The 18,576-nt window shown below is 63.2% G+C and carries 20 protein-coding genes; 14 read left to right on the plus strand and 6 right to left on the minus strand.

Annotated elements, in window-relative coordinates; genetic code table 11:
* Positions 1-223 precede the first annotated feature (223 nt).
* Both HCN50_RS23755 and HCN50_RS23760 read left to right on the plus strand, forming a co-directional pair.
* A complete protein-coding gene (locus tag HCN50_RS23755; protein ID WP_210265070.1) occupies positions 224-649 on the plus strand; it encodes a hypothetical protein in 426 nt (141 codons plus the stop codon).
* Between the two features lie 508 nt (positions 650-1,157).
* The gene (locus HCN50_RS23760; protein ID WP_171712320.1) at positions 1,158-1,532 is read left to right on the plus strand and encodes a hypothetical protein; all 375 of its coding nucleotides are present in this window, start codon (positions 1,158-1,160) and stop codon (positions 1,530-1,532) included.
* Positions 1,533-1,604: 72 nt separating this feature from the next.
* On the opposite strand, the gene HCN50_RS23765 is transcribed toward HCN50_RS23760, so the two are convergent.
* Positions 1,605-2,939, minus strand: coding sequence for a polysaccharide deacetylase family protein (locus HCN50_RS23765; protein ID WP_171712321.1), 1,335 nt, complete (start codon positions 2,937-2,939; stop codon positions 1,605-1,607).
* A gap of 143 nt (positions 2,940-3,082) precedes the next feature.
* Positions 3,083-3,829 carry a polysaccharide deacetylase family protein gene (locus tag HCN50_RS23770; protein ID WP_235977201.1) on the minus strand — a complete coding sequence of 249 codons (747 nt, stop codon included), beginning with the start codon at positions 3,827-3,829 and terminating at the stop codon, positions 3,083-3,085.
* A gap of 150 nt (positions 3,830-3,979) precedes the next feature.
* Between HCN50_RS23770 and mgtE the strand changes: the two genes are divergently transcribed.
* The 5 genes from mgtE to HCN50_RS23795 all read left to right on the plus strand — a co-directional run bounded on the left by mgtE (position 3,980) and on the right by HCN50_RS23795 (position 8,138).
* On the plus strand, positions 3,980-5,416 hold the full coding sequence (gene mgtE / locus HCN50_RS23775) for a magnesium transporter (RefSeq protein ID WP_171712322.1): 1,437 nt from the start codon (positions 3,980-3,982) through the stop codon (positions 5,414-5,416).
* A 136-nt stretch (positions 5,417-5,552) separates the two neighbouring features.
* Entirely contained in the window at positions 5,553-5,882 is a 330-nt protein-coding gene (locus HCN50_RS23780; RefSeq protein ID WP_171712323.1) for a helix-turn-helix domain-containing protein, read from the plus strand.
* 130 nt (positions 5,883-6,012) lie between these two features.
* Positions 6,013-6,831: an aldo/keto reductase gene (locus HCN50_RS23785; protein ID WP_171712324.1), complete on the plus strand. Its 819-nt coding sequence runs from the start codon at positions 6,013-6,015 to the stop codon at positions 6,829-6,831.
* A gap of 63 nt (positions 6,832-6,894) precedes the next feature.
* On the plus strand, positions 6,895-7,725 hold the full coding sequence (tolA, locus tag HCN50_RS23790) for a cell envelope integrity protein TolA (protein ID WP_171712325.1): 831 nt from the start codon (positions 6,895-6,897) through the stop codon (positions 7,723-7,725).
* 179 nt (positions 7,726-7,904) lie between these two features.
* A complete protein-coding gene (locus HCN50_RS23795; RefSeq protein ID WP_171712326.1) occupies positions 7,905-8,138 on the plus strand; it encodes a hypothetical protein in 234 nt (77 codons plus the stop codon).
* A gap of 211 nt (positions 8,139-8,349) precedes the next feature.
* Here the strand turns inward: HCN50_RS23795 and HCN50_RS23800 are convergent, their stop codons facing one another.
* Entirely contained in the window at positions 8,350-9,168 is an 819-nt protein-coding gene (locus HCN50_RS23800) for a phytanoyl-CoA dioxygenase family protein (protein ID WP_171712327.1), read from the minus strand.
* A 247-nt stretch (positions 9,169-9,415) separates the two neighbouring features.
* Positions 9,416-10,093 (minus strand): DUF599 domain-containing protein, encoded by a 678-nt coding sequence (locus HCN50_RS23805; RefSeq protein WP_171712328.1) that lies wholly within the window; start codon positions 10,091-10,093, stop codon positions 9,416-9,418.
* A gap of 93 nt (positions 10,094-10,186) precedes the next feature.
* Here HCN50_RS23805 and HCN50_RS23810 point away from each other — a divergent pair, with 93 nt between their 5' ends.
* From HCN50_RS23810 to HCN50_RS23825, 4 genes are all read left to right on the plus strand, one after another.
* Positions 10,187-10,843, plus strand: coding sequence for a glutathione S-transferase family protein (locus tag HCN50_RS23810; RefSeq protein ID WP_171712329.1), 657 nt, complete (start codon positions 10,187-10,189; stop codon positions 10,841-10,843).
* Positions 10,844-11,138: 295 nt separating this feature from the next.
* On the plus strand, positions 11,139-11,342 hold the full coding sequence (locus tag HCN50_RS23815) for a hypothetical protein (protein ID WP_171712330.1): 204 nt from the start codon (positions 11,139-11,141) through the stop codon (positions 11,340-11,342).
* Between the two features lie 152 nt (positions 11,343-11,494).
* Entirely contained in the window at positions 11,495-12,472 is a 978-nt protein-coding gene (locus HCN50_RS23820) for a hypothetical protein (RefSeq protein WP_171712331.1), read from the plus strand.
* A 56-nt stretch (positions 12,473-12,528) separates the two neighbouring features.
* The gene (locus tag HCN50_RS23825; RefSeq protein ID WP_171712332.1) at positions 12,529-12,969 is read left to right on the plus strand and encodes a DUF1489 family protein; all 441 of its coding nucleotides are present in this window, start codon (positions 12,529-12,531) and stop codon (positions 12,967-12,969) included.
* A 233-nt stretch (positions 12,970-13,202) separates the two neighbouring features.
* Here the strand turns inward: HCN50_RS23825 and panC are convergent, their stop codons facing one another.
* Complete coding sequence (gene panC, locus HCN50_RS23830; RefSeq protein ID WP_171712333.1) at positions 13,203-14,054, minus strand: pantoate--beta-alanine ligase; 852 nt, start codon at positions 14,052-14,054, stop codon at positions 13,203-13,205.
* Between the two features lie 344 nt (positions 14,055-14,398).
* Here panC and HCN50_RS23835 point away from each other — a divergent pair, with 344 nt between their 5' ends.
* The gene (locus tag HCN50_RS23835; RefSeq protein ID WP_171712334.1) at positions 14,399-15,325 is read left to right on the plus strand and encodes a division plane positioning ATPase MipZ; all 927 of its coding nucleotides are present in this window, start codon (positions 14,399-14,401) and stop codon (positions 15,323-15,325) included.
* 6 nt (positions 15,326-15,331) lie between these two features.
* Here HCN50_RS23835 and HCN50_RS23840 read toward each other — a convergent pair whose 3' ends face one another.
* Positions 15,332-16,420 (minus strand): zinc-binding dehydrogenase, encoded by a 1,089-nt coding sequence (locus tag HCN50_RS23840; protein ID WP_171712335.1) that lies wholly within the window; start codon positions 16,418-16,420, stop codon positions 15,332-15,334.
* Positions 16,421-16,523: 103 nt separating this feature from the next.
* Between HCN50_RS23840 and HCN50_RS23845 the strand changes: the two genes are divergently transcribed.
* Both HCN50_RS23845 and HCN50_RS23850 read left to right on the plus strand, forming a co-directional pair.
* Entirely contained in the window at positions 16,524-17,309 is a 786-nt protein-coding gene (locus HCN50_RS23845) for a helix-turn-helix transcriptional regulator (protein ID WP_210265071.1), read from the plus strand.
* 305 nt (positions 17,310-17,614) lie between these two features.
* On the plus strand, positions 17,615-18,514 hold the full coding sequence (locus tag HCN50_RS23850; RefSeq protein ID WP_171712336.1) for an alpha/beta fold hydrolase: 900 nt from the start codon (positions 17,615-17,617) through the stop codon (positions 18,512-18,514).
* The last annotated feature ends 62 nt before the right edge of the window (positions 18,515-18,576 follow it).

Consider the following 18,576-nt stretch of genomic DNA (forward strand, 5'->3'; position numbering starts at 1 on the left):
CCGTTAAATGCACATTAAGCGTAGGCCACACGCAGCCTTATGCGCCGGCATGGTTAATGCGTGAACCGGTCCCGTCTCGAACGAACAGAAGCGTTCCGGCGCCATCGCACGGCGTTGTCGCACGCCTGCCTTTTCATTGCTTTCTTCCACGCAGGATTTCGCCACGAATCGGTCGCCATCCTCACGCGCTGGGGGTTATTCATCGAGTGATGGAGGATGACCGATGGCGAGTATCGAACGACTTCATAGAACTGCGCCGCTGGATTTGGCCAAGCTTGAGGAGGACGTCGTAGGCAATCTTCCGGCGATCAAGGTCGCCCCATCGGGGCCGATGCCGGATTACGTCGAGCATGAAAAGGGCGTTACGCGCGTCGGCGCGCTGACCGCCGAGGCTGTGGTGCGTGACTATGAAGCCGCGGCCAAGGAAATCGAAGCGATGGGAGCAGAGCTGATCAGCGCGGCCAAGAAATGCGAGGCAATGACCGCCGAAGTGCACAACGCCATCGCCTTCATGCGCGATACCGCAGCCTCGTATCGTGAGGAAGCCAAGAAGATTTTCAAGCGCATCGAAGAATGCTCGATCTTCACAGAACAGGTTCGGAAGACCTGCGAGACCGTCAAACTCAAGATGATCGAAGGTAAAGTATAATGAGATATCCGGAACATCGATCAGGTTTGCCGTCCCGACGGGAGGCCATGTTTTTCGAATAGAGTGTGTGAATTGCGGTACAGGCTGATGCCGCGAATCAGCTTAGTTTGCAGTCTTCTCCCTAGACTCGCACCCGCCGCAAATGGCGGGTCCTCTTTGCGGTGTCCAACAGTCAGAACGGCCTCGCGGCGGGCGCTACTGGTGGCCGCAGACGGCCAAATCCGCGCCCGCCTGTAACAGCGTTGCACCCTTGGCTGATCCGAGGCGCTCCGAGCGCACGATAATGTTGCAGTTTGGGCCTAGTACAAGCGATTTGCGAGGTGTTCGCGTGTCCGCAATGCCACGGCGCGCGAATCGTTTGCATGGCGTGCGGGTTCACACCCCTACCGTCGCACCGTTCGCGTAAACTGAGGCCAAGCGGCTGGTGATTCCGGCTGGCTCCGCCGCCGTTTGGCGCTTCCAGGAAGCTCGATAATTCGACACTACAAAGACCACTCGGAGCATCTTCATGCTGTTTTTGAGCTACACCTATCGATTCCTGTCCAATTTCGTCTTCCTGGCGCTGGTGTATTTTGCTCTGAACTTCCTCGAAAAGTACCAGCACCGCGTGGTGGTCGCGATTCTCGTGCTTGTCTATGCCGGCATGCATGCAGCGTCCGCGCTGCGGTCGTTTCACTTCTTCCAGCGTATTGAACGGCTTGAACTGGAGGCGCGCCGTCTGGTGGCGGCACTGGGCGAGGGGCCGAATTCGACCTCGACGCGCAAGCAGGTCATTACCGACGTCAGCTCGCTCCGCCACGCCGGCGAGATCAAGGCCTATATCGACCTGCTGTTTCTCGCCATCGTCATCCTGCTCTGCCTGGCCAAGATCGTGGCCAGTTGAGGCTCCGATGGTAGGGCGGGGTACCGGCACAGGGAGCTAGTCAAACGATCCGATCGACCCGCACCGGATTGATCAGCGCTTTTTTAAGCCGGCAACCCGGACCGATCGGGTATTCCGTTTGGCTTGCGCCGCCGGCTTGGGAGCGCTCCCGTCGGCGGCTTGCGGCGCAGCCGCAGCCTGTTCGACGGAAGGCGGCTGGGCTGCAGCCGCCTTGCCCTGGCGGCGCGATTTCCCATCAAGCTTGGCGGAGGAGACTTCTGTTGAGCGCGCCTGCCCGACTGATGCCGTGCGGCGTGCGGACGAAGCCAGCATCGTAACGCGCGTCGATTCCGGGATCTTGTAAATGCTCGCTGCCGGAGCCGGCAGCACGGCCAGCGCAGGGGTCGGCGCTACCAGTGTTTGCCGCGGCCACGGCGCAATCGGCGCGGAGACGCCGCGGCTGCGGCGCGGCATGCCAACGTTGGTCGTGTGCCAATCGAGATCGGTCAAGGCCGGGACGGGAAGTGCGGGACCGCCAGCAAATGCGAATCTCGGAACCTTCGGCCAGCGCGACGTCGCCACTACCTCCGACGCCGGATGCACTTGCCATTGCTGCGGCTCGGTCGGCGTCGCCGGCCGATCGGGGGTTGCCGGCACCACATGGACGATGCGATAGCCGCGCGCCTTCAGTTCGTGCAGGATCCTCGGCAGCGCGGCGACCGTGCGCGGCTGAATGTCGTGCAGCAGCAGGATGCCTTTACCCTTGGCCTCCAGCCGCTTCATCGCGAGCTCATAGACGCGGTTGGCGGAGACGTCACGCCAGTCATCGGCGGGGAAATCGGCGCTCCAGAGCTGGAGCCCCTTGGAAGCGGCAAATTCCTCGATCTCGTCGGTGCGGCGCAGGCCAGGAATTCGCAGGAAAGGCGCCAGCGCGGTACCGTCGCCGAGCGCTGCGGTCACGGACGCGATACCTTGCTCGATCTCCTGTCTGGAGCGTTCGAAGGGCAGGCGATCCATGCCGACGGGATGGTTCTGGGTGTGGGTTGCCACCGTGTGCCCGGCATCGCGCACCTTGCGCACGCCTTCGGGATTGGCGCTGGCCTGACTACCGACCAGGAAGAACGTCGCCTTGGCGCAATGGGCGGCGAGAATATCGAGGATCTGGTTGCTGTATTTCGGCAGCGGACCGTCGTCGAAGGTCAGCACCACCTCGCGATCCTGCAGCGGCAACGTCTTGCCATATTGCATGGTGCCCACGAGCGGATAGGCGCGTGGATCGACAACGAGGGTGCGTGACGTGCCGATGGCGTCGGGTTGGCCGCGACAATCGGCAGCCGACGCAGCCTGCGCGGCAAAGGAGGCGAGTAGTCCGATGCACAGGGCGGTCCAAGGATGCCGCCGGAGCTCCCCAAATACGCTAGCGATCATTGAACCCCGGCTTCATTCCAAGAGCACGCAACTGCTTACATCCGGCGTCATGAATGCCGCCTTAATCATCTGAATTCTACATCTAATTTGGCTTGGAGGCCCGATCCGGACGCAAGAACCGCGTCAGCCAAACAGATCGTGATCTATTGTGGTTTGCCGGACACGGTTTTGGCACTGGCTGGAACCAGATGGACCACACGGTAGTGGTGGTCGCGGAGGTAGCGCAAGAAGCCCGGCAACATGGAAGCAGTCTGTGCCTTCGGATCGTGCAGCAGGATGATGCCTTTGCGAGCGACCTGCAGGCGGTCGGTGAGCAGCTTCAACTGCTGCGCGGGCGTAATCGGAGTCCAGTCGCTGGCCCAGAGATCCGCACCGAAAACAGCGATGTCACGCTTTTGCAGGGTCTCCAATATGGCGGGTGTCATTTCAAAATAGGGGAAGCGGAAGAACGGCGTGCTCGGGACTGTCGTGGCTGCGCCGTGAAGCGCCGTTTCGACCGCAGCGATGCCCTTGTCGATCTCGCCGATGGCCGCCTCCGGCTTCATGTATTTCAGGTTGGAATGGGCCCAGCCGTGGTGCGCGATGGTATGCCCGTGGGCCGCCATCCTGCGCACCAGTTCGGGATATGCGGAGGCCTGCCGTCCGATCAGGAAGAAGGTGGCGCGCACGCATTCCTGCGCCAGCGCCGCGAGTATCTTCTGGTCCGTCGGTGGCGACGGTCCATCGTCGAAGGTCAGTACCACCTCGCCGTCATCAAGTGGAAGCGTCTGTGGAAAGCTCTTGAGGCCGACCCGCGGCAAGCTGGCTGCCTCCACCGCGAGAACGCGCGAGGTGCCGAGCGCATCCTTGCGGGGACATTCGCCGGCCTCAGCCGCTGGGACAAAGGTCATCAATGTCGCGGCCGCCGTGAACAGTGCCGCGCTGAAATGTCGGGTCATCTGCGGTTGGACATATTTGGCATTGCGCTGGGTGTTGCCGATTGGGTAAGCGTGCAAGGTAACTCAAGTTCCCTTTCATCTGTCAAACCGGCGAGGCGCGGCATGGCCGAGAATATCGACGTTGCCCAGGCCGCCGAGGCGCTGTCAGCGCCAGGGTCCGTGCTCAACCATCTCCTGATGCGCGACGAGGAGGGGCGGGTCCGTCACGAGTTCGTCGAAGAACTTACGCGCGCCATCCACGCTGCCGACCGGCCGCTGTTGTGCGAGGTGGTCGCGGAACTGCACGAGGCCGATCTCGGCGATTTGATCGCAGCCCTCGAGCCCGAGGATCGCGTCACCCTTGTCGAGATCACCGGCACCGATTTCGATTTCTCGGCGCTGAACGAGGTCGACGACGCCGTCCGCGAGGAAATCCTCGAAGAACTCGAACCGGAAACGGTCGCGGAGGGCGTTCGCGAACTGGAGTCCGACGATGCCGTCCAGTTGCTCCAGGGCCTCGACGAGGAAGACCAGGAAGAGATTCTCGAAAAGCTGCCGCCGCCCGAGCGCGTCGCGATCGAGCGCGTTCTGCTCTATCCGGAAAACTCCGCCGGCCGCCGGATGCAAACCGAATTTATCGCGGTGCCGCCGGACTGGACGGTGGGGCAGGCCATCGACTACATGCGCGACACGCCCGATCTGCCGGACCGCTTTTACGAGATCTACGCGGTCGATTCCGAACAGCACTGGCAGGGCGCCGTCTCGCTTGACACGCTGTTGCGTGCGCGCCGGCCGGTGCCGCTCGTCGACCTGATTGAGGAAGACCGCCGTCGCGTCTCGGTGCTGGACGACCAGGAAGAAGTCGCGCGGATGTTCGGCAAGTATAATCTGGTCGCCGCCCCTGTCGTCGACACTACCAACCGGCTGGTCGGCGTCATCACCATCGACGACGTCGTCGACGTCATCGAGGAAGAGGCCGACGAGGACCTGAAGGCGCTCGGCGGCGTCACCAGCGACGAAGAACTGTCCGACAATGTCTGGACCATCGCGCGCGGCCGTTTCAACTGGCTCTTGGTCAATCTGGCGACGGCGTTTCTGGCGTCCTCCGTGCTCGGCCTGTTCGAGGGCCAGCTCGAGAAGATGGTGGCGCTCGCGGTGCTGGCGCCGATCGTAGCGAGCCAGGGCGGCAACGCGGCGACCCAGACCATGACCGTGGCGGTGCGGGCACTGGCGACCCGCGAACTCGGTTCCAACAATGCGTTCCGAGTCGTGATGCGCGAGGCGATGGTCGGCTTCGTCAACGGGCTGGCGTTTGCCATCATTACGGGCGTGGCCGCGGTGGCGTGGTTCAAAATTCCGGGGCTGGGCGTCGTGATCGGCCTTGCCATCATCTGCAATCTGGTGGCCGGCGCACTCGGCGGCATCCTGATCCCGATGGTGCTGGAACGGGTCCGCGCCGATCCGGCGGTGGCGTCGGGAACCTTTGTCACCACCATCACCGACGTGGTCGGATTCTTCTCGTTCCTCGGCATCGCCACGCTGTGGTTCGGGCTGAAGTAGCATAGCGTTTTCAAGCGAAGGCCTTGATCCGGGTGGATTCTGGTTCGCGGGAAGAAAACGCGTCAAAACGGGACCTCATTTATCGTTAATCGGGCCTTTACGCGCTTCGCCGATGATGTTGGCCCACGAGGTCAACATGCAGCGCCTGCGGCTGAAAGCGGACGGACGGATTGTCGAACTGCGGGACGGGCAGGAGTTCCCGCTTGCGCCGGCGATGCCGGAGCCGCAAATCGCCGCTCCGCCGTGCGTCGAAGCTGAGCTGCCTCCGGTGCGCGAGCTGCGTCGCCGGGCTCAACTGACGCAGCTCGAATTCGCGGCAAGGCTTGGCGTGCCCGTGGAAACGATCCGGAACTGGGAGCAGGGCAAGCGTGTCCCTCGCGGGCCGGCGCGAGCGTTGCTCGCGGTGATCGCCCACTCGCCGGAAACCGTTTTCGCAGCGCTAGCCACGGAACCGTCGCCCGCTTAGGTCCCCGACGCCTTCTTCACGCGAACTCGATCCACCCCAGACCAAGGGGGCATGCCTCGCCTGAAAATGCTATCTGTTGGCACGGCTGTTTCCGCAGCCCATAATGGGGGTCGTCTCGCGGATACAACCAATGCTGTTTGTCGAAGCCAATGGCGCAAGAATTCCGGCGATCGGGCTGGGTACCTGGGAATTGCGCGGACGCACCTGCGCGCGGATCGTCGAGCAGGCATTGCGGCTCGGCTATCGCCATATCGACACCGCGCAGGTCTACGAGAATGAGCGCGAGGTGGGCGAGGGGATGCGGGCCTCTGCAGTCAAGCGCGACGACATTTTCCTCACCACCAAGGTCTGGCCCTCGCATTTCTCGCCCCACGATCTGGAGCGTTCCGCCAAGGAAAGCCTGGTGCGGCTGCGCCTGACCGAGGTCGATCTGTTGCTGCTGCACTGGCCGAATCCGCAGATACCGCTGGCGGAGACGCTGGGCGCGCTTGCCCGTGTCAGGCAGCAGGGGCTTGCGCGGCACATCGGCGTGTCCAATTTCACCGTGGCCTTGATCGAGGAGGCAGTGGCGTCATGTTCGGAACCACTGGTGTGCGACCAGGTCGAATACCATCCCTATCTCGACCAGACCAAGGTCACGGAAGCCTGCGCGCGTCACGGCATGGCGCTGGTGGCCTATAGCCCGGTCGCCAAGGGCCGCATCAAGACTGACCGCGCGCTGCAGCGGATCGGCGAGCGCTATCGCAAGACGGCGGCACAGATCTGCCTGCGCTGGCTGGTGCAGCAGGGCGTGTCGGCGATTCCACGAACGTCCAGACTTGAGCGGCTCTCGGAGAACATCGAGATCTTCGATTTCGAGCTGTCCGACGCAGACATGCAGGAGATTTCCAGCATGGGCAGCGCCGGCGGCCGGCTTACCGATTTCGGCTTTGCGCCGAAATGGGATTGAGGGATTGCGCGGCCTGACGCTATGCTGGCCGGCTAGAAGAATTATCGAACATCGTTTGATGCGATGGAGCTGCGGCGGATCATACCCAGTGAGATCACGGCATCGGCGGTCGCGCATGTGTCGCTGCTGACGTTGCTCCTGCTGTTTTCCGAGGTGCATCCGTTCGGTGCGGTCACTGCCGAGCAGATCCCGGTCGAGATCGTCACGCCCCAGGACATTCCCGAGCGGCCGAAGCAGGCCCAACAACAAATTCCGGAGACCAGGCAGGAACCTGCGACTACGCCGCAGCCTGATTTCCCGGTGATGGACAAGCCCGCGACCCCGAGCAGGCCCACGCCAACAGAGCAGCCAAGACCACAGAAGCAGGCTGCGTTGGCCCCATCGCCCCCGGTGGATCCCCAGCCGGCGGCAGCGTCGCAATCACAATCCTTGGCGCCAGCCTACAAGCCGCCCGAGCCGGACATATCGATCAAGTATCAGGTGCTGCTCGGCCTGCCGCCGGACCTCTCGCCGCTGCCGCCGGATTCCGCGCGGCTCCCCAACGACGGCGACGACGATTTTGATGCGCCGGCGATCGAGGCCGCCAATATCTCCAACGGGCTGATCGCGGAGTTCCGGCGACACCTCAAGACCTGCTCGAAGCTGCCGGCCTCGCTGTCGGGCGCCGACGACGTCAAGGTCAAGCTGCGCGTGTTGATGACGCCGGACGGCCGGCTCGCCGCGGAACCAATCCTGATCGAGGCCAGCGCCTCCATGAAGGGGCCGCTGTTGATGCAAAGCGCCATCCGCGCGCTTTCGGCTTGCCAGCCCTATGCCATGCTGCCGGTAGATCGCTATGGCGAATGGAAGGTGCTCGACCTCAGCTTTACGCCACAGGATTTTTCCGCGTCCTAGCTGAGCTCCCGGTCGCGCTTCTTGAGGCCAAATGGAACTCCGGCCCGACCAAACGGATGATATGAGACGATATGGCCCGAGAGCACTGGCCTGACGTTGAAGGACAATTTCACCTAAGGGCGAAGCCGGCTCTCCCACGCCAACCAGTCTCGCGGCCCATTCACTAGCGGGAGACGAGCATGACACTCATCTGGCTTGGTGTGCTCCTTGTTCTCGGCGGGGTGTTGCAGATGGCGTATCAGCCAATCTGGCATGGCCGGCTAAGCGGTGGGAGGCGACTTCGCGCCCGGCAACCGAGCGACACCTTGGAACCAGAAAGACCGGCCGGCGGCTTTGGTTTCAAATCGAATTGGCCCGGCCTTGCGCTGGTCGCGCTCGGCGCCGCCTTCTTGCTGGTCGGGGCAGTGACCTGAGTTTGAAACTAAGAGCATGATGAGATCAGGTTCGGCCCGATGCTGCGTTGACCGTCCAAACAAAATATCGAAAACAACCCCATGCAAAGTAGCCGTCAACGGCCGGCGCAGCAGGCGATCGACTGAACCCAATCTCATCGGACTCTAGTTTCCGCGAGATGGCTGCAGCCGCCCGGGTGGGCTATCCCGGGCGGCGTCAAAACGTCGTTTCTCAGCCTAAACCGTGCTGCAGGGCGCGCCTGATGGCGGTTTCGACCGGTGAATAGTCGCCGTCTTTCCGGTCGAGCTGGAGAGGCGCGGCGGGATGCAGCGGCGGCTGCGCCATGAAACGCGGCGACGAACCGCGGTGTGGCTGCGCAGCATGGATCAGGAAGGGATGACACAGATAGGCCGTGCCGGCGCTTCCGACCGCCAGGGCCTCCGGACGATCGGCCGCCACGTTCTCAAGTATCGGGGGCGACATACCGGCCTCACCGGCAGGCCCGAGCAATCGCGCCATGTCGAGGTGCGAGCCGACGCGTATTCGTGTTGGCGCATCCGCTTCGCCGACGTCGGAAAACAGGAACAGCATCAGCAGCGCGCGGCCGCGCGATGTGACGTTGACCCGCCATGAAGAGAAATCGTTCCGCTCGTTTGGATCATCCGACGGCCCGGGAAAGCTGAGATCGACGTGCCAGCTGGTGTCGCCGGGATCGTCGGCATGCGGGAAGCGCACCGGAAAGCTGCCGAGGTCCGCGCGCGGCCTCCAGCGACCGCTGCCGACGAGCTGATCGAAGGCTGCGTGGAGCACCGGCGTGTTGACCGCTTGCCGAAACGGCTCCTGTCCGTAATAGCCGAGCCGGACAACCGGCCGCGTCCAGGTTTTCCTGTCGCTGGGATCGCATCCGGTGTCGCGCCAGAGAATGGCGCGGCCTTGCTCGGCGAGCTCCTCGGGGAAAGCATTATCCAACCGGATAAATCCGTCTTGGACAAATTGGTTCAGTTGTGCGTCGCTGAGCACACGCACGGGTCGAATGGTATTCGAAGGCATGAAGTCCTCATATCGCTTGGCCAGCCGACATCGTCTCGCGCAGCGAGGATGGGTCGGCTCATTCGGTCCTTGAGAAGCGCTGTTGCCGAAAACGGCACGGGCGCGCTCATTTCCGCCCGCTGGCGCGGGCAAGCCGTTAGCGGCCGAGGAAGCAGGCCGAAGCGATATTGAAGATACGGATCATCATCATGGCAACCGAAAAATAACATGCTCGGCGGAAGCCATCAACAAGGCCGGCGGACGCGCGTTAGCGCCCCATCGCCCGCCAGGCATTCGACGCGAACTGCCGCCGCCAGGTCACGATGACGACGAGCGCCGTCGTGATCAGCAACACCCAAGGGCTGACGAACCAGCCGAGATAGCCGAGTGCGAAGAAGAACGCGCGCTGGCCGCGGTTGAAGTGCCGTCCCGCCGCCTCGAACAGTCGCGTCGTGCGCATCACATGGGCTTCCGCTTCCACGGTGTCGCGCTGCGACGACGGCGGCATCGCGCCGAGCAGGATCGCGACATAGTTGAACAGGCGGTACGACCAGGCGAATTTGAAGAAGGCATAGATGAAGATCAGGATCAGTCCGACGCATTTGATCTCCCACAGCGCCGGCGAGGGGGTGAGGTCGACCGGCAGTTCACGCAGGACGGCAAGCGCGTCGTTGGTTGCGCGCAACAGCGCCAGCGCGCCGCCGATCGCGATCAGACTGGTGGAGGCGAAGAAGGCCGTGCCGTTCTGTAGCGAGGCCATGATCTGCATGTCGACCATGCGCGCCTCGCGATCGAGCATGTTGCGCACCCAGACCTCGCGATAGGCGTTCATGCGCGCCGACAGGCTGTTGCGCCCGTAAGCCGTATGCTCGAGCGTGAAGCCATAGGCCAGCCATTCGACGATGAAGAACGCGACGGCGGCGATATCGACCCAATAGGCGCCCATCTGGCGGCATCTCCGATGATGGTGTGATCTACAGGTTGAACGTGTGCGGTGCACTATGGCAAGATACCGGTCCCAACAGGAATTTCCCCGCAAATGTTGAAACTGGTCATCGGCAACAAGAACTATTCGTCATGGTCGATGCGGCCATGGCTGGCGCTGCGCGCCAACGACATTCCCTTCGAGGAAGTGTTCGTCCCGCTCTACACCAACGACAAGGCCGACAAGGACCGGCTCCTGAGTTTTTCGGATTCGGGCAAGGTGCCGGCGCTGATTGACGGTGACCTCACCGTGTGGGATTCGCTGGCGATCATCGAATATCTCGCCGAGAAATTCCCGCAGGCGCGGCTGTGGCCGGAAGACCGCGCCCGCCGGGCGCATGCGCGGTCGATTTCGGCGGAAATGCATTCGGGCTTCCTGCCGCTGCGCAACGAATGCGGCATGAACCTGCATCGTCCGGTCCGCGCGGTCGATCTGTCGGATGACGCGCGCGCCAACGTGGCGCGCATTCAGGAGATCTGGGCCGATTGCTATCGCCGTTACGGCAAGGACGGGCCGTTCCTGTTTGGCGCGTTCGGCGGTGCGGACGCGATGTTTGCACCGGTCGTGCATCGCTTTCGCACCTATGCGATCGAAGTCAGCGACGAGGCGCGGCATTACTACGACGCGATGATGTCGTTGCCGGCGTTTCAGGAGTGGACCCGCGCGGGCCTTGCCGAGACGCTCGTCATCGAGCGGTTCGAGACCGTGTGATTTCGGGCCCAGGCGGTCGGTCGGGCAGGGCGGCTCAGGGCTCCTGCCGCCGGCGGCCTTCGATCAATCCGCGTCCGGTTGTTCAATATTGGGAAAATGACGTCCATGCCTGGCTGGCGGATTCCCCGGAACCCGGCGGATTGCCGGGTATCGCCCTGAAAAACATGCAGAATTTGCGTATTGGCCATGCCTCGATGCTGCTGGCTTTTGGGCAAGGGTCTGTGCTAGGTTGCCGCAGGGTTCTCAAGTCGGCCGATAGCTAGCGGGACCGTGAGCGCGGCCGGCGTTCTTGCGTATGGAGAGGGCGTTGAAGCATAAGTACTCCGTTGGAGAGACTGTCTATTTTACTGCCAGCAACGTTGCCCGTCCGGCCGCCAGCGGCACCTATGAGGTGGTCCGGCTGCTGCCGACCGATGGTGACGACTGCCAGTATCGCATCAAAAGCTCGACCGAAGCTTTCGAACGGGTCGCCAAGGAAAGCCAGCTCGCAATTTCCTGAACCAGTTGTGTGCAAAGTAGCCGGCTGACGCGGTTTCACTCCAACTGCCGTCAAAAGGCCCCGTTCGCAGAACCATTCTGCCGAAAAGCGAATGCGACAAAACCGCATTCGTGTTTCGATCGCGCTTGATGCTGCGTTAAGGGACACCGCGCATGAACTGGGCTTGGGCTGCTTCGCTGGATCAAATCTGGCGCTCGCCGAACCTTCCGTTGTACCTGACGCTGGCCACGGCCGGATTTGTCGGGATTGTCGTTCTGATCACGCTGCTCCGCTCGGAGAGATCCGTGGCGAATGGCGTGCTGGCGCTCATCACGCTGCTCGCAGTCGGTATCGCAGGCGCGGTGACTTTCCGCGGCTTCGGCACGGCAAGCGTGCCGCAGCCAGTGGAGGTTCGGCCGGTTCAGGCGGCGACCGCCCCATTGCCGCAGCTTTCCTGCATTGATGAGCTTGCCGGCGACGCGGTCCTGGCCGCGTGCGAGAAGGCGCTGTTCGGTTCGGCCGAGTCGGTGGCCGCGGCCGTGGCCTACGCTGCCTCGCAGATCACGTTGCTGACGTCCCTGGGCGATGTCGCCACCGCGAACAAGGGGGCCGGTTCGGACCTGCTGGCGCTGCGCCGCGCCGTTGAGCGTGACCGCTACGGGCTCATGGCCTATGTGCTGACGGTGCGCGACCGTTGCACGCCGTCGTCCTGTCGCGCGTTCCGCTCGCTGACCGAGACGCGCCAGATTGCGTCCAACATGGAAGAGCGGGTCTACGAAAGCCTGATCATGCGCTACGCGTCGTCGTGGAACGCACCGGCGCAGACGGCAAACGGTCTGATGGCAGCACTGCCGCCGTCGGTCCCGACGGGCAAGCCGACCAATGCCGAATTCCCGACCTCGGCCTCTACCCCGGCGGTCAGCATCATGACGCCCGAGCCGTCGAAGCCGCCCGCGGCCGCTGCGCCGCCGCCAGCGCCAGCGGCGCCGCGTCCGGCCACGGCGGCGACACCGGCGGCTCCGGCTCCGGCGCCGTCACCTGCAGTCGCCGCCGCCAAGAAGTCGTCGCCGGCGCCGAAGCGGCCATCCACTGCACCGGTCCAACTCGCACCGTCAGCTTCGGGCGCTGCGACTTCCGACAACGAGCAGTGATCTCCACAAGGAGCGATCTTTTCAAAGCGCGCTCGGGCCGCTACATCGGCGTGATCATGCCGCTTCATCTCATCAAGCTTGCCGTCGGCTGCGAGTCGGTCAAGGAACTCAAGGGCTGGGTTGCCGAACGCATGGCAACCGCCAAGAAAAAGGGCTTACCGCTTCGTCACGTCCATATCACCCGGATGACGCCGAAGCGCGACGAGGAAATCCTCGCCGGTGGCTCGCTCTACTGGGTAATCAAGGGTGAAATCGCCGCGCGCGAAAAGATCATCGCGATCGAGCCGTTCCGCGACAAGGATGGTATCGGCCGGTGCCGTCTGGTGATGCAGCCCAAGGTGTTCGCCGTCTCGCCACGGCCGATGCGCCCGTTCCAGGGCTGGCGTTACCTGACCGAGGACGCCGCACCGCCCGACCTCACCAAATCCTCCGCCGCCAGCCTGGCGGCAATGCCGGATCCGATGCGGCGCGAATTGCGCGATCTGGGGCTGCTCTGAGCAGGGCTGCGGCTCCCGCTTAGAGAGCGATGAATTTTGGTTAGATCGCGTTCGCCGCAGGCGAGCTTTACCTCTCCCGCTTGCGGGGGAGGTCGGCGCGGAGCGCCGGGTGGGAGCTCTCTCCACTCGGACAGTATCGCCCGCGGAGACACCCCCACCCCAGCCCTCGCCCGCAAGCGGGAGAGGGAGCGCGCCGCGCTCGTGGTCGCAATCAAGCCTAATATCATCATGCTCTAGACGCCGATATTGTCGATCAGGCGCGTGGTGCCGAGCTTCGCGGCGACCAGGATCCGTACCGGTCCTTCCTTTATCGACGCGATCGGGGCCAGCGTCCCGGCGTGACGGGCCTCGAAGTAGTCGAGTGCGAAGCCCGCGGCAGTGATCAGTTCGCGGCCGATTGCCAACGCGGCCTCGAAATCCTCCCCGGTTTTCAGGTGCTTCGCGCTTTCCTTCATGGCACGATAAAGGGTCGGTGCGATCCGGCGTTCCTCGGGCGAGAGGTAGACGTTACGCGAGGACATCGCGAGGCCGTCGCGTTCCCGCACCGTGCGTGAGCCGATCACCTTGACGCCGAGGTCGAGATCGGCGGCCATCTGGGTCACTACCCGCAATTGCTGGAAGTCCTTCTCGCCGAAGATCGCGACGTCCGGCCGGACCTGCGTGAACAGCTTGCCGACCACGGTGGCGACTCCACCGAAGAAATGCGGCCGGAAGCGATCCTCCAGCCCGGCGGTGGCCGGACCTTCCGGCACGATCCTGGTGGCGAAGCCGTCGGGGTACATCGCCTTGACCTCTGGATTCCAGATCAGGTCGACTTTCTCCTCCGTTAGCCGGGCGAGGTCAGCCTTCCAGGTGCGCGGGTATGAACCAAAATCCTCTGAAGGTGCGAACTGGGTCGGGTTGACGAAGATCGATATGACCACCTTCTGTGCGCGACGCTTGGCTAGCTGCACCAGCGACATATGCCCGTCATGAAGCGCTCCCATGGTCGGTACCAGCGCGACGCTGGCCTTTCGGGTGCGCAAGGCCTCGACGGCGCGACGCAATGCAGGGACGGTGCGGACGACCATGGGACTTCGCGACATCTGGCTTCGATCTCTTGCAGCTTGGGACGGGGTAAGGGGCGATTAGCCCCGAAGCTTTCGGTGGGCGCGCCGACCTTATAAGGCCCGAGCTTTGCCGCCAAGGTTACTGCCAAGGTTGCTCGGGACTGGCGAGCCTGCGGCGGCTCGACGCGAAAGCCACACGCGCACGCTGCACTGCTTGAAAAGGCTACAGGGTGATCGCAGCAACGGAACGAAATCCGCACCATCCGGATTCATGATTAAGACACACAGCGAGCGAATTGCGAGCGAATTGAATGCGTCGTCACGCATTTCACTTGACGCGCAGTCGTGCGTGATTTGAAGATATCGTGCGGGGTTGAATCATGTTGCTTCAGGCGAGTCAGGGTCAATTCGGTTCGGCGCACGTCGTCGTGCTCGGCAATGAGAAGGGCGGTTCCGGAAAATCCACCACCGCCCTGCATATTGCTGTTGCCCTTTTGAAGGCCGGACAGCGCGTCGCCACCATCGATCTCGATTGCCGCCAGCAGAGCTTCACCCGCTACATCGCCAACCGGAGCGCGTGGGCGCGCCGCACTGGTCTCGATCTCGAAATTCCCGTGCACTATTGCATCAAGCTCGGCGAGACGATGCAGATCGCCGACAATGAGAACACCGAGTTCCAGCAGTTCGCCGAGGCGGTCGGCGCGGTCGAACGCGCCTTCGATTTCATTGTCATCGATACGCCGGGTTCTGACTCCTATTTGATGCGGCTGGCGCATTCGATGGCCGACACGCTGGTGACCCCGATCAATGACAGCTTCCTCGATTTCGACGTGCTCGGCACCGTCGATCCCGCCACCTATACCGTAACCGGCGAAAGCCACTACGCGGAGATGGTGCGCGACACCAGGCGCAAGCGGCGCCAGCTCGACGGCGCCAGCACGGATTGGATCGTGGTACGCAACCGGCTGTCGATGATCGGCTCGCGGAACAAGCAGCTCGTCGCCGACAGCCTGAAGGACCTTTCGTTGCGGCTCGGTTTCCGTTCGATCGACGGATTTGCCGAGCGGGTGGTCTACCGCGAGTTCTTTCCGCGCGGATTGACGGCGCTGGACGACATCGACGAGGCGACGCTCGGCACGCGGCCGAGCATGGGGCACGTGACGGCGCGCGAGGAAGTGACCAGCCTGTTGCGCCAGCTCAAACTGCCGCTCGACGAGCGCGGCCGGCGCCGGGCCGCCAACCGCGCCGAATGGTTCACCCAGGTCGACAAGCCGCTCGAAGTCCACGACATCATTATCAGCGCCTGATCGTCGTCAGCCGGCTGGCCGCCCTGACCGCGGCTCAATGACCGTCATTTTGAAAGGACCGCTGTGGGCAGCGGCATGCGCGACCGCCTCGTTGGCGCGATCGAGATGGAACGTGGCGATCTCAAACTGATCGAGGTCTACTTGGCCTGACCGGATCAGCCCGGCCATCAGCACGGCCGCATGCGGCGGGTACATCCATTGCCCGCGCAGGGTGATGCAGTTTCGCATCATCCAGGAATAGGGCAGGTCGAGGCCGGCGCCGACGCCGCCCATCAGCACCACACGTCCATAAGGCCGCACCGCCAGGATCGCGGTCCGCACCTGCACGGCATTGGCTGCGGGCGGTAGGATATCGAGCACGCAGTCGACCGGGCCAGGTGCCGCCTGCAGGATACGCGCGCGGTCGTCGGCCTCGTCGCCGCCCATCGGCACGGTTCGGACGCGGCCGCCGAACCGCCGCGTCAGCTCAGCCAGTGCCTGCTCGTTCCGCCCAGTCGCGACCACACATTGTGCGCCCATCCCCAGCGCGACGGCAACGGCGGCGCTGCCGAAGCTGCCGGTGGCGCCGTTCACCAGCGCGATCTCTCCGGCCTGCAATTGTCCGGCGAGGAACCCGCCGTAAGGAACGAGGAGCGTGCCAAGGGCACACCACCGCGCGGCATCCTTCTCGTCGATGTCGCCGATCGGAACGGCGTTCTCGGTCGGAACGCGCATCTGCTCGGCCCAGGCGCCATCGTGGAAGTATCGTTGCAGGTGCAGGCCGCCCTCGCTGCCGGCGGTGAGACCTTGCAGGGCGATGTCGGGCGACAGCGCATTGTCGCGCGAGCGGACGGTCGGATCGCAATAGACCCAGTCGCCAGGGCGAAGGCGCGTTGCATCGGGCCCGGCGGCGCTGATACGGCCGATCGCACCGGGGCCGGGCACCACCGGCGGTTCCAGCAGGTATTTTCGCGCCCCGCTGAGAACCTCGTTGGCGTAGGCCAGTACGCGGCTCGCCATCACGTCGACAATGACCTCGCCGGTCCCGAGCTGCGGATCGGGGACGGTCTCGATCGCAAGCGGCGATCCGAACGCATTCAAAACGGCAGCCTTCATGGGCCTTCTCCTTACGATGAAGCGGCATTGTCGCAGCCTTCATTCCCCTAACAAGACCTGGTATTATCCTAGGACTGTCAGGTCCTATCTCAGGCGTGCGCAGATGGCGCTTTCAGGCACGAATGCGAGGCAAGGCGAACTCGGCGACTTCCTGCGGTCGCGGCGGCAGAAGCTGACGCCGAAGGCGGTCGGCTTGCCGGCCGGCCGGCGGCGGCGCACGCCCGGCCTGCGGCGGGAGGAAGTCGCCGAGCTCGCCGGCATCGGTGTCGACTGGTACATCCGCCTCGAGCAGGGACGGTCCGTCAGCCCTTCGGCTGCGACGGTCGACGCGCTGGCGCGCGCGCTGCGGCTGACCAGGGCCGAACACCGGCATCTGAGAGAGCTGACGCAAAATACCGACCGGCGCGCCTTCGTCCGTGAGATCGTTCCTCCGGCGATCCAGCGCACGATCGAGCAGCTCAACCTGCCAGCCTACATCGTCGGCCGGCGCTGGGACATTCTCGCCTGGAATGCGGCCGCCGATGAAATCTTCGCCTTCAGCCGGCTTGCGGAGGCCGACCGCAACAGCCTGCTCTTGGTGCTGACCAATCCCGCGACGCGGCGCCTGTTCGGCGCTTCATGGGCGGACGAAGCCCAGCGCATGGTCGCCCAGTTCCGTGCGACGCACGACCTCTGGGCGGGTGATCCCGCGTTTCGCGACTTGCTGGCGCGGCTAGGTGAGGGCTGTCCCGAATTTGCAGGCTGGTGGGAGGCCCATGACGTCAGCGGCATCGCCGCCGGGCGGAAATCCTTGATCCATCCCAAGAAAGGCCGGCTCAAACTCGAGTATGCCAGCTTCCAGGCCAATGACGACCCGTGGCTCAAGCTCGTCATCTACACGGCCGTGTAGCTAAACTCAGCTATCGGTATCATTGCACCCGCGCCGAAAGTTCCAGGAACCACCGCGGCAGGATCGCGTTTTTCATTAGAGTTTTATCTAGCCCTCGAACCAAAGCTTGATGGGAGGCGTCGTAAGAAAAAGGTCGAATTGTGGGGATTGAGCGGTGCCCAATAGATGGGTGCGCCGCACAATGATCAGGCGGTCAACACACAACATTTGGCCTTTATGTCACGCCATCGTGACATATATCATCAACAAGGGACCGAAAGAGTTCCAAAAACAGGGATGGCCCTTAGCGGGGCGCGAGGACGAATATGAAACGTGGAATTCTCGTTCTGCTTTCACTCTCGGTGCTGGTCGCGGTTGCGTATTTCACCGCGAGCAAATGGGCGATCCGGCACGAGATGATCGCGTTTCATGATCCCGCGCGCGACAACCGTCTGGTGGCGGTTCACGTTGCGGTTCGCCGCGACAAGGAAATGCAGGCCAATGCCGGCTTGATCAAGCTGCCGGTTGCGATCCTAAATCACGGCAACACCGTCAAGAACACTGAATATTCGTTCCTCGAGAACGTGTTCGCGTGGCGCGGCTATCTCGCGATCAGCCCGCAGCACGACCTGCCGACTGATCCGCCGATGGTGACCAAGGTCGGCGAACCCTATGTCGGCCGCCTGCCGCAGATTCAGCGCGGCGTGGCCAATATCCATTTCGCCGTCCATGAAATGCAGAAGGTTCAGCCCAACGCCGACTATGAGAAGGTCACGATGGTCGGCCACTCGATGGGTGGCGACATCTCGATGTATTTCGCCAAGCAGTATCCCGACGAGATCAAGAAAGTCGTGACGCTGGACAATCTGCGCGTGCCGTTCCTGACCGACGGCAAGTTCAAGATACTCTCGTTCCGTTCCAAGGATACGCATTTCAAGGCAGACCCCGGCGTCGTGCCTGACGACGAGCAATGCGAACAGGCCGGTATCACGGTGGTGAACACCGGCTTCCAGCACAACGATATGCGCGATACCGGGCCTGACGCAGCGAAATCTTCGATCCAGACGATGCTCGACAGATTCCTCCAGGAATCCGACAAGAGCGGTGCACTGAAGCCGGTGCCGACCAAGGTGCCGGACGTTCTGAGCAGCAGCCCCGGACCGGTGCCGCTCTCCGTCCCGTTGGCCAGCAACCCTGCACCGTCAAACAAGCCGGTCACGAACTAGCCGGCCGACGACACCCCGCGCAACTGCCGCAGCGTCCCTATCCGGCGCATTGACCGGCGCGG

The sequence above is a fragment of the Bradyrhizobium archetypum genome, from assembly GCF_013114835.1.
Taxonomy (GTDB): Bacteria; Pseudomonadota; Alphaproteobacteria; order Rhizobiales; family Xanthobacteraceae; genus Bradyrhizobium; species Bradyrhizobium archetypum.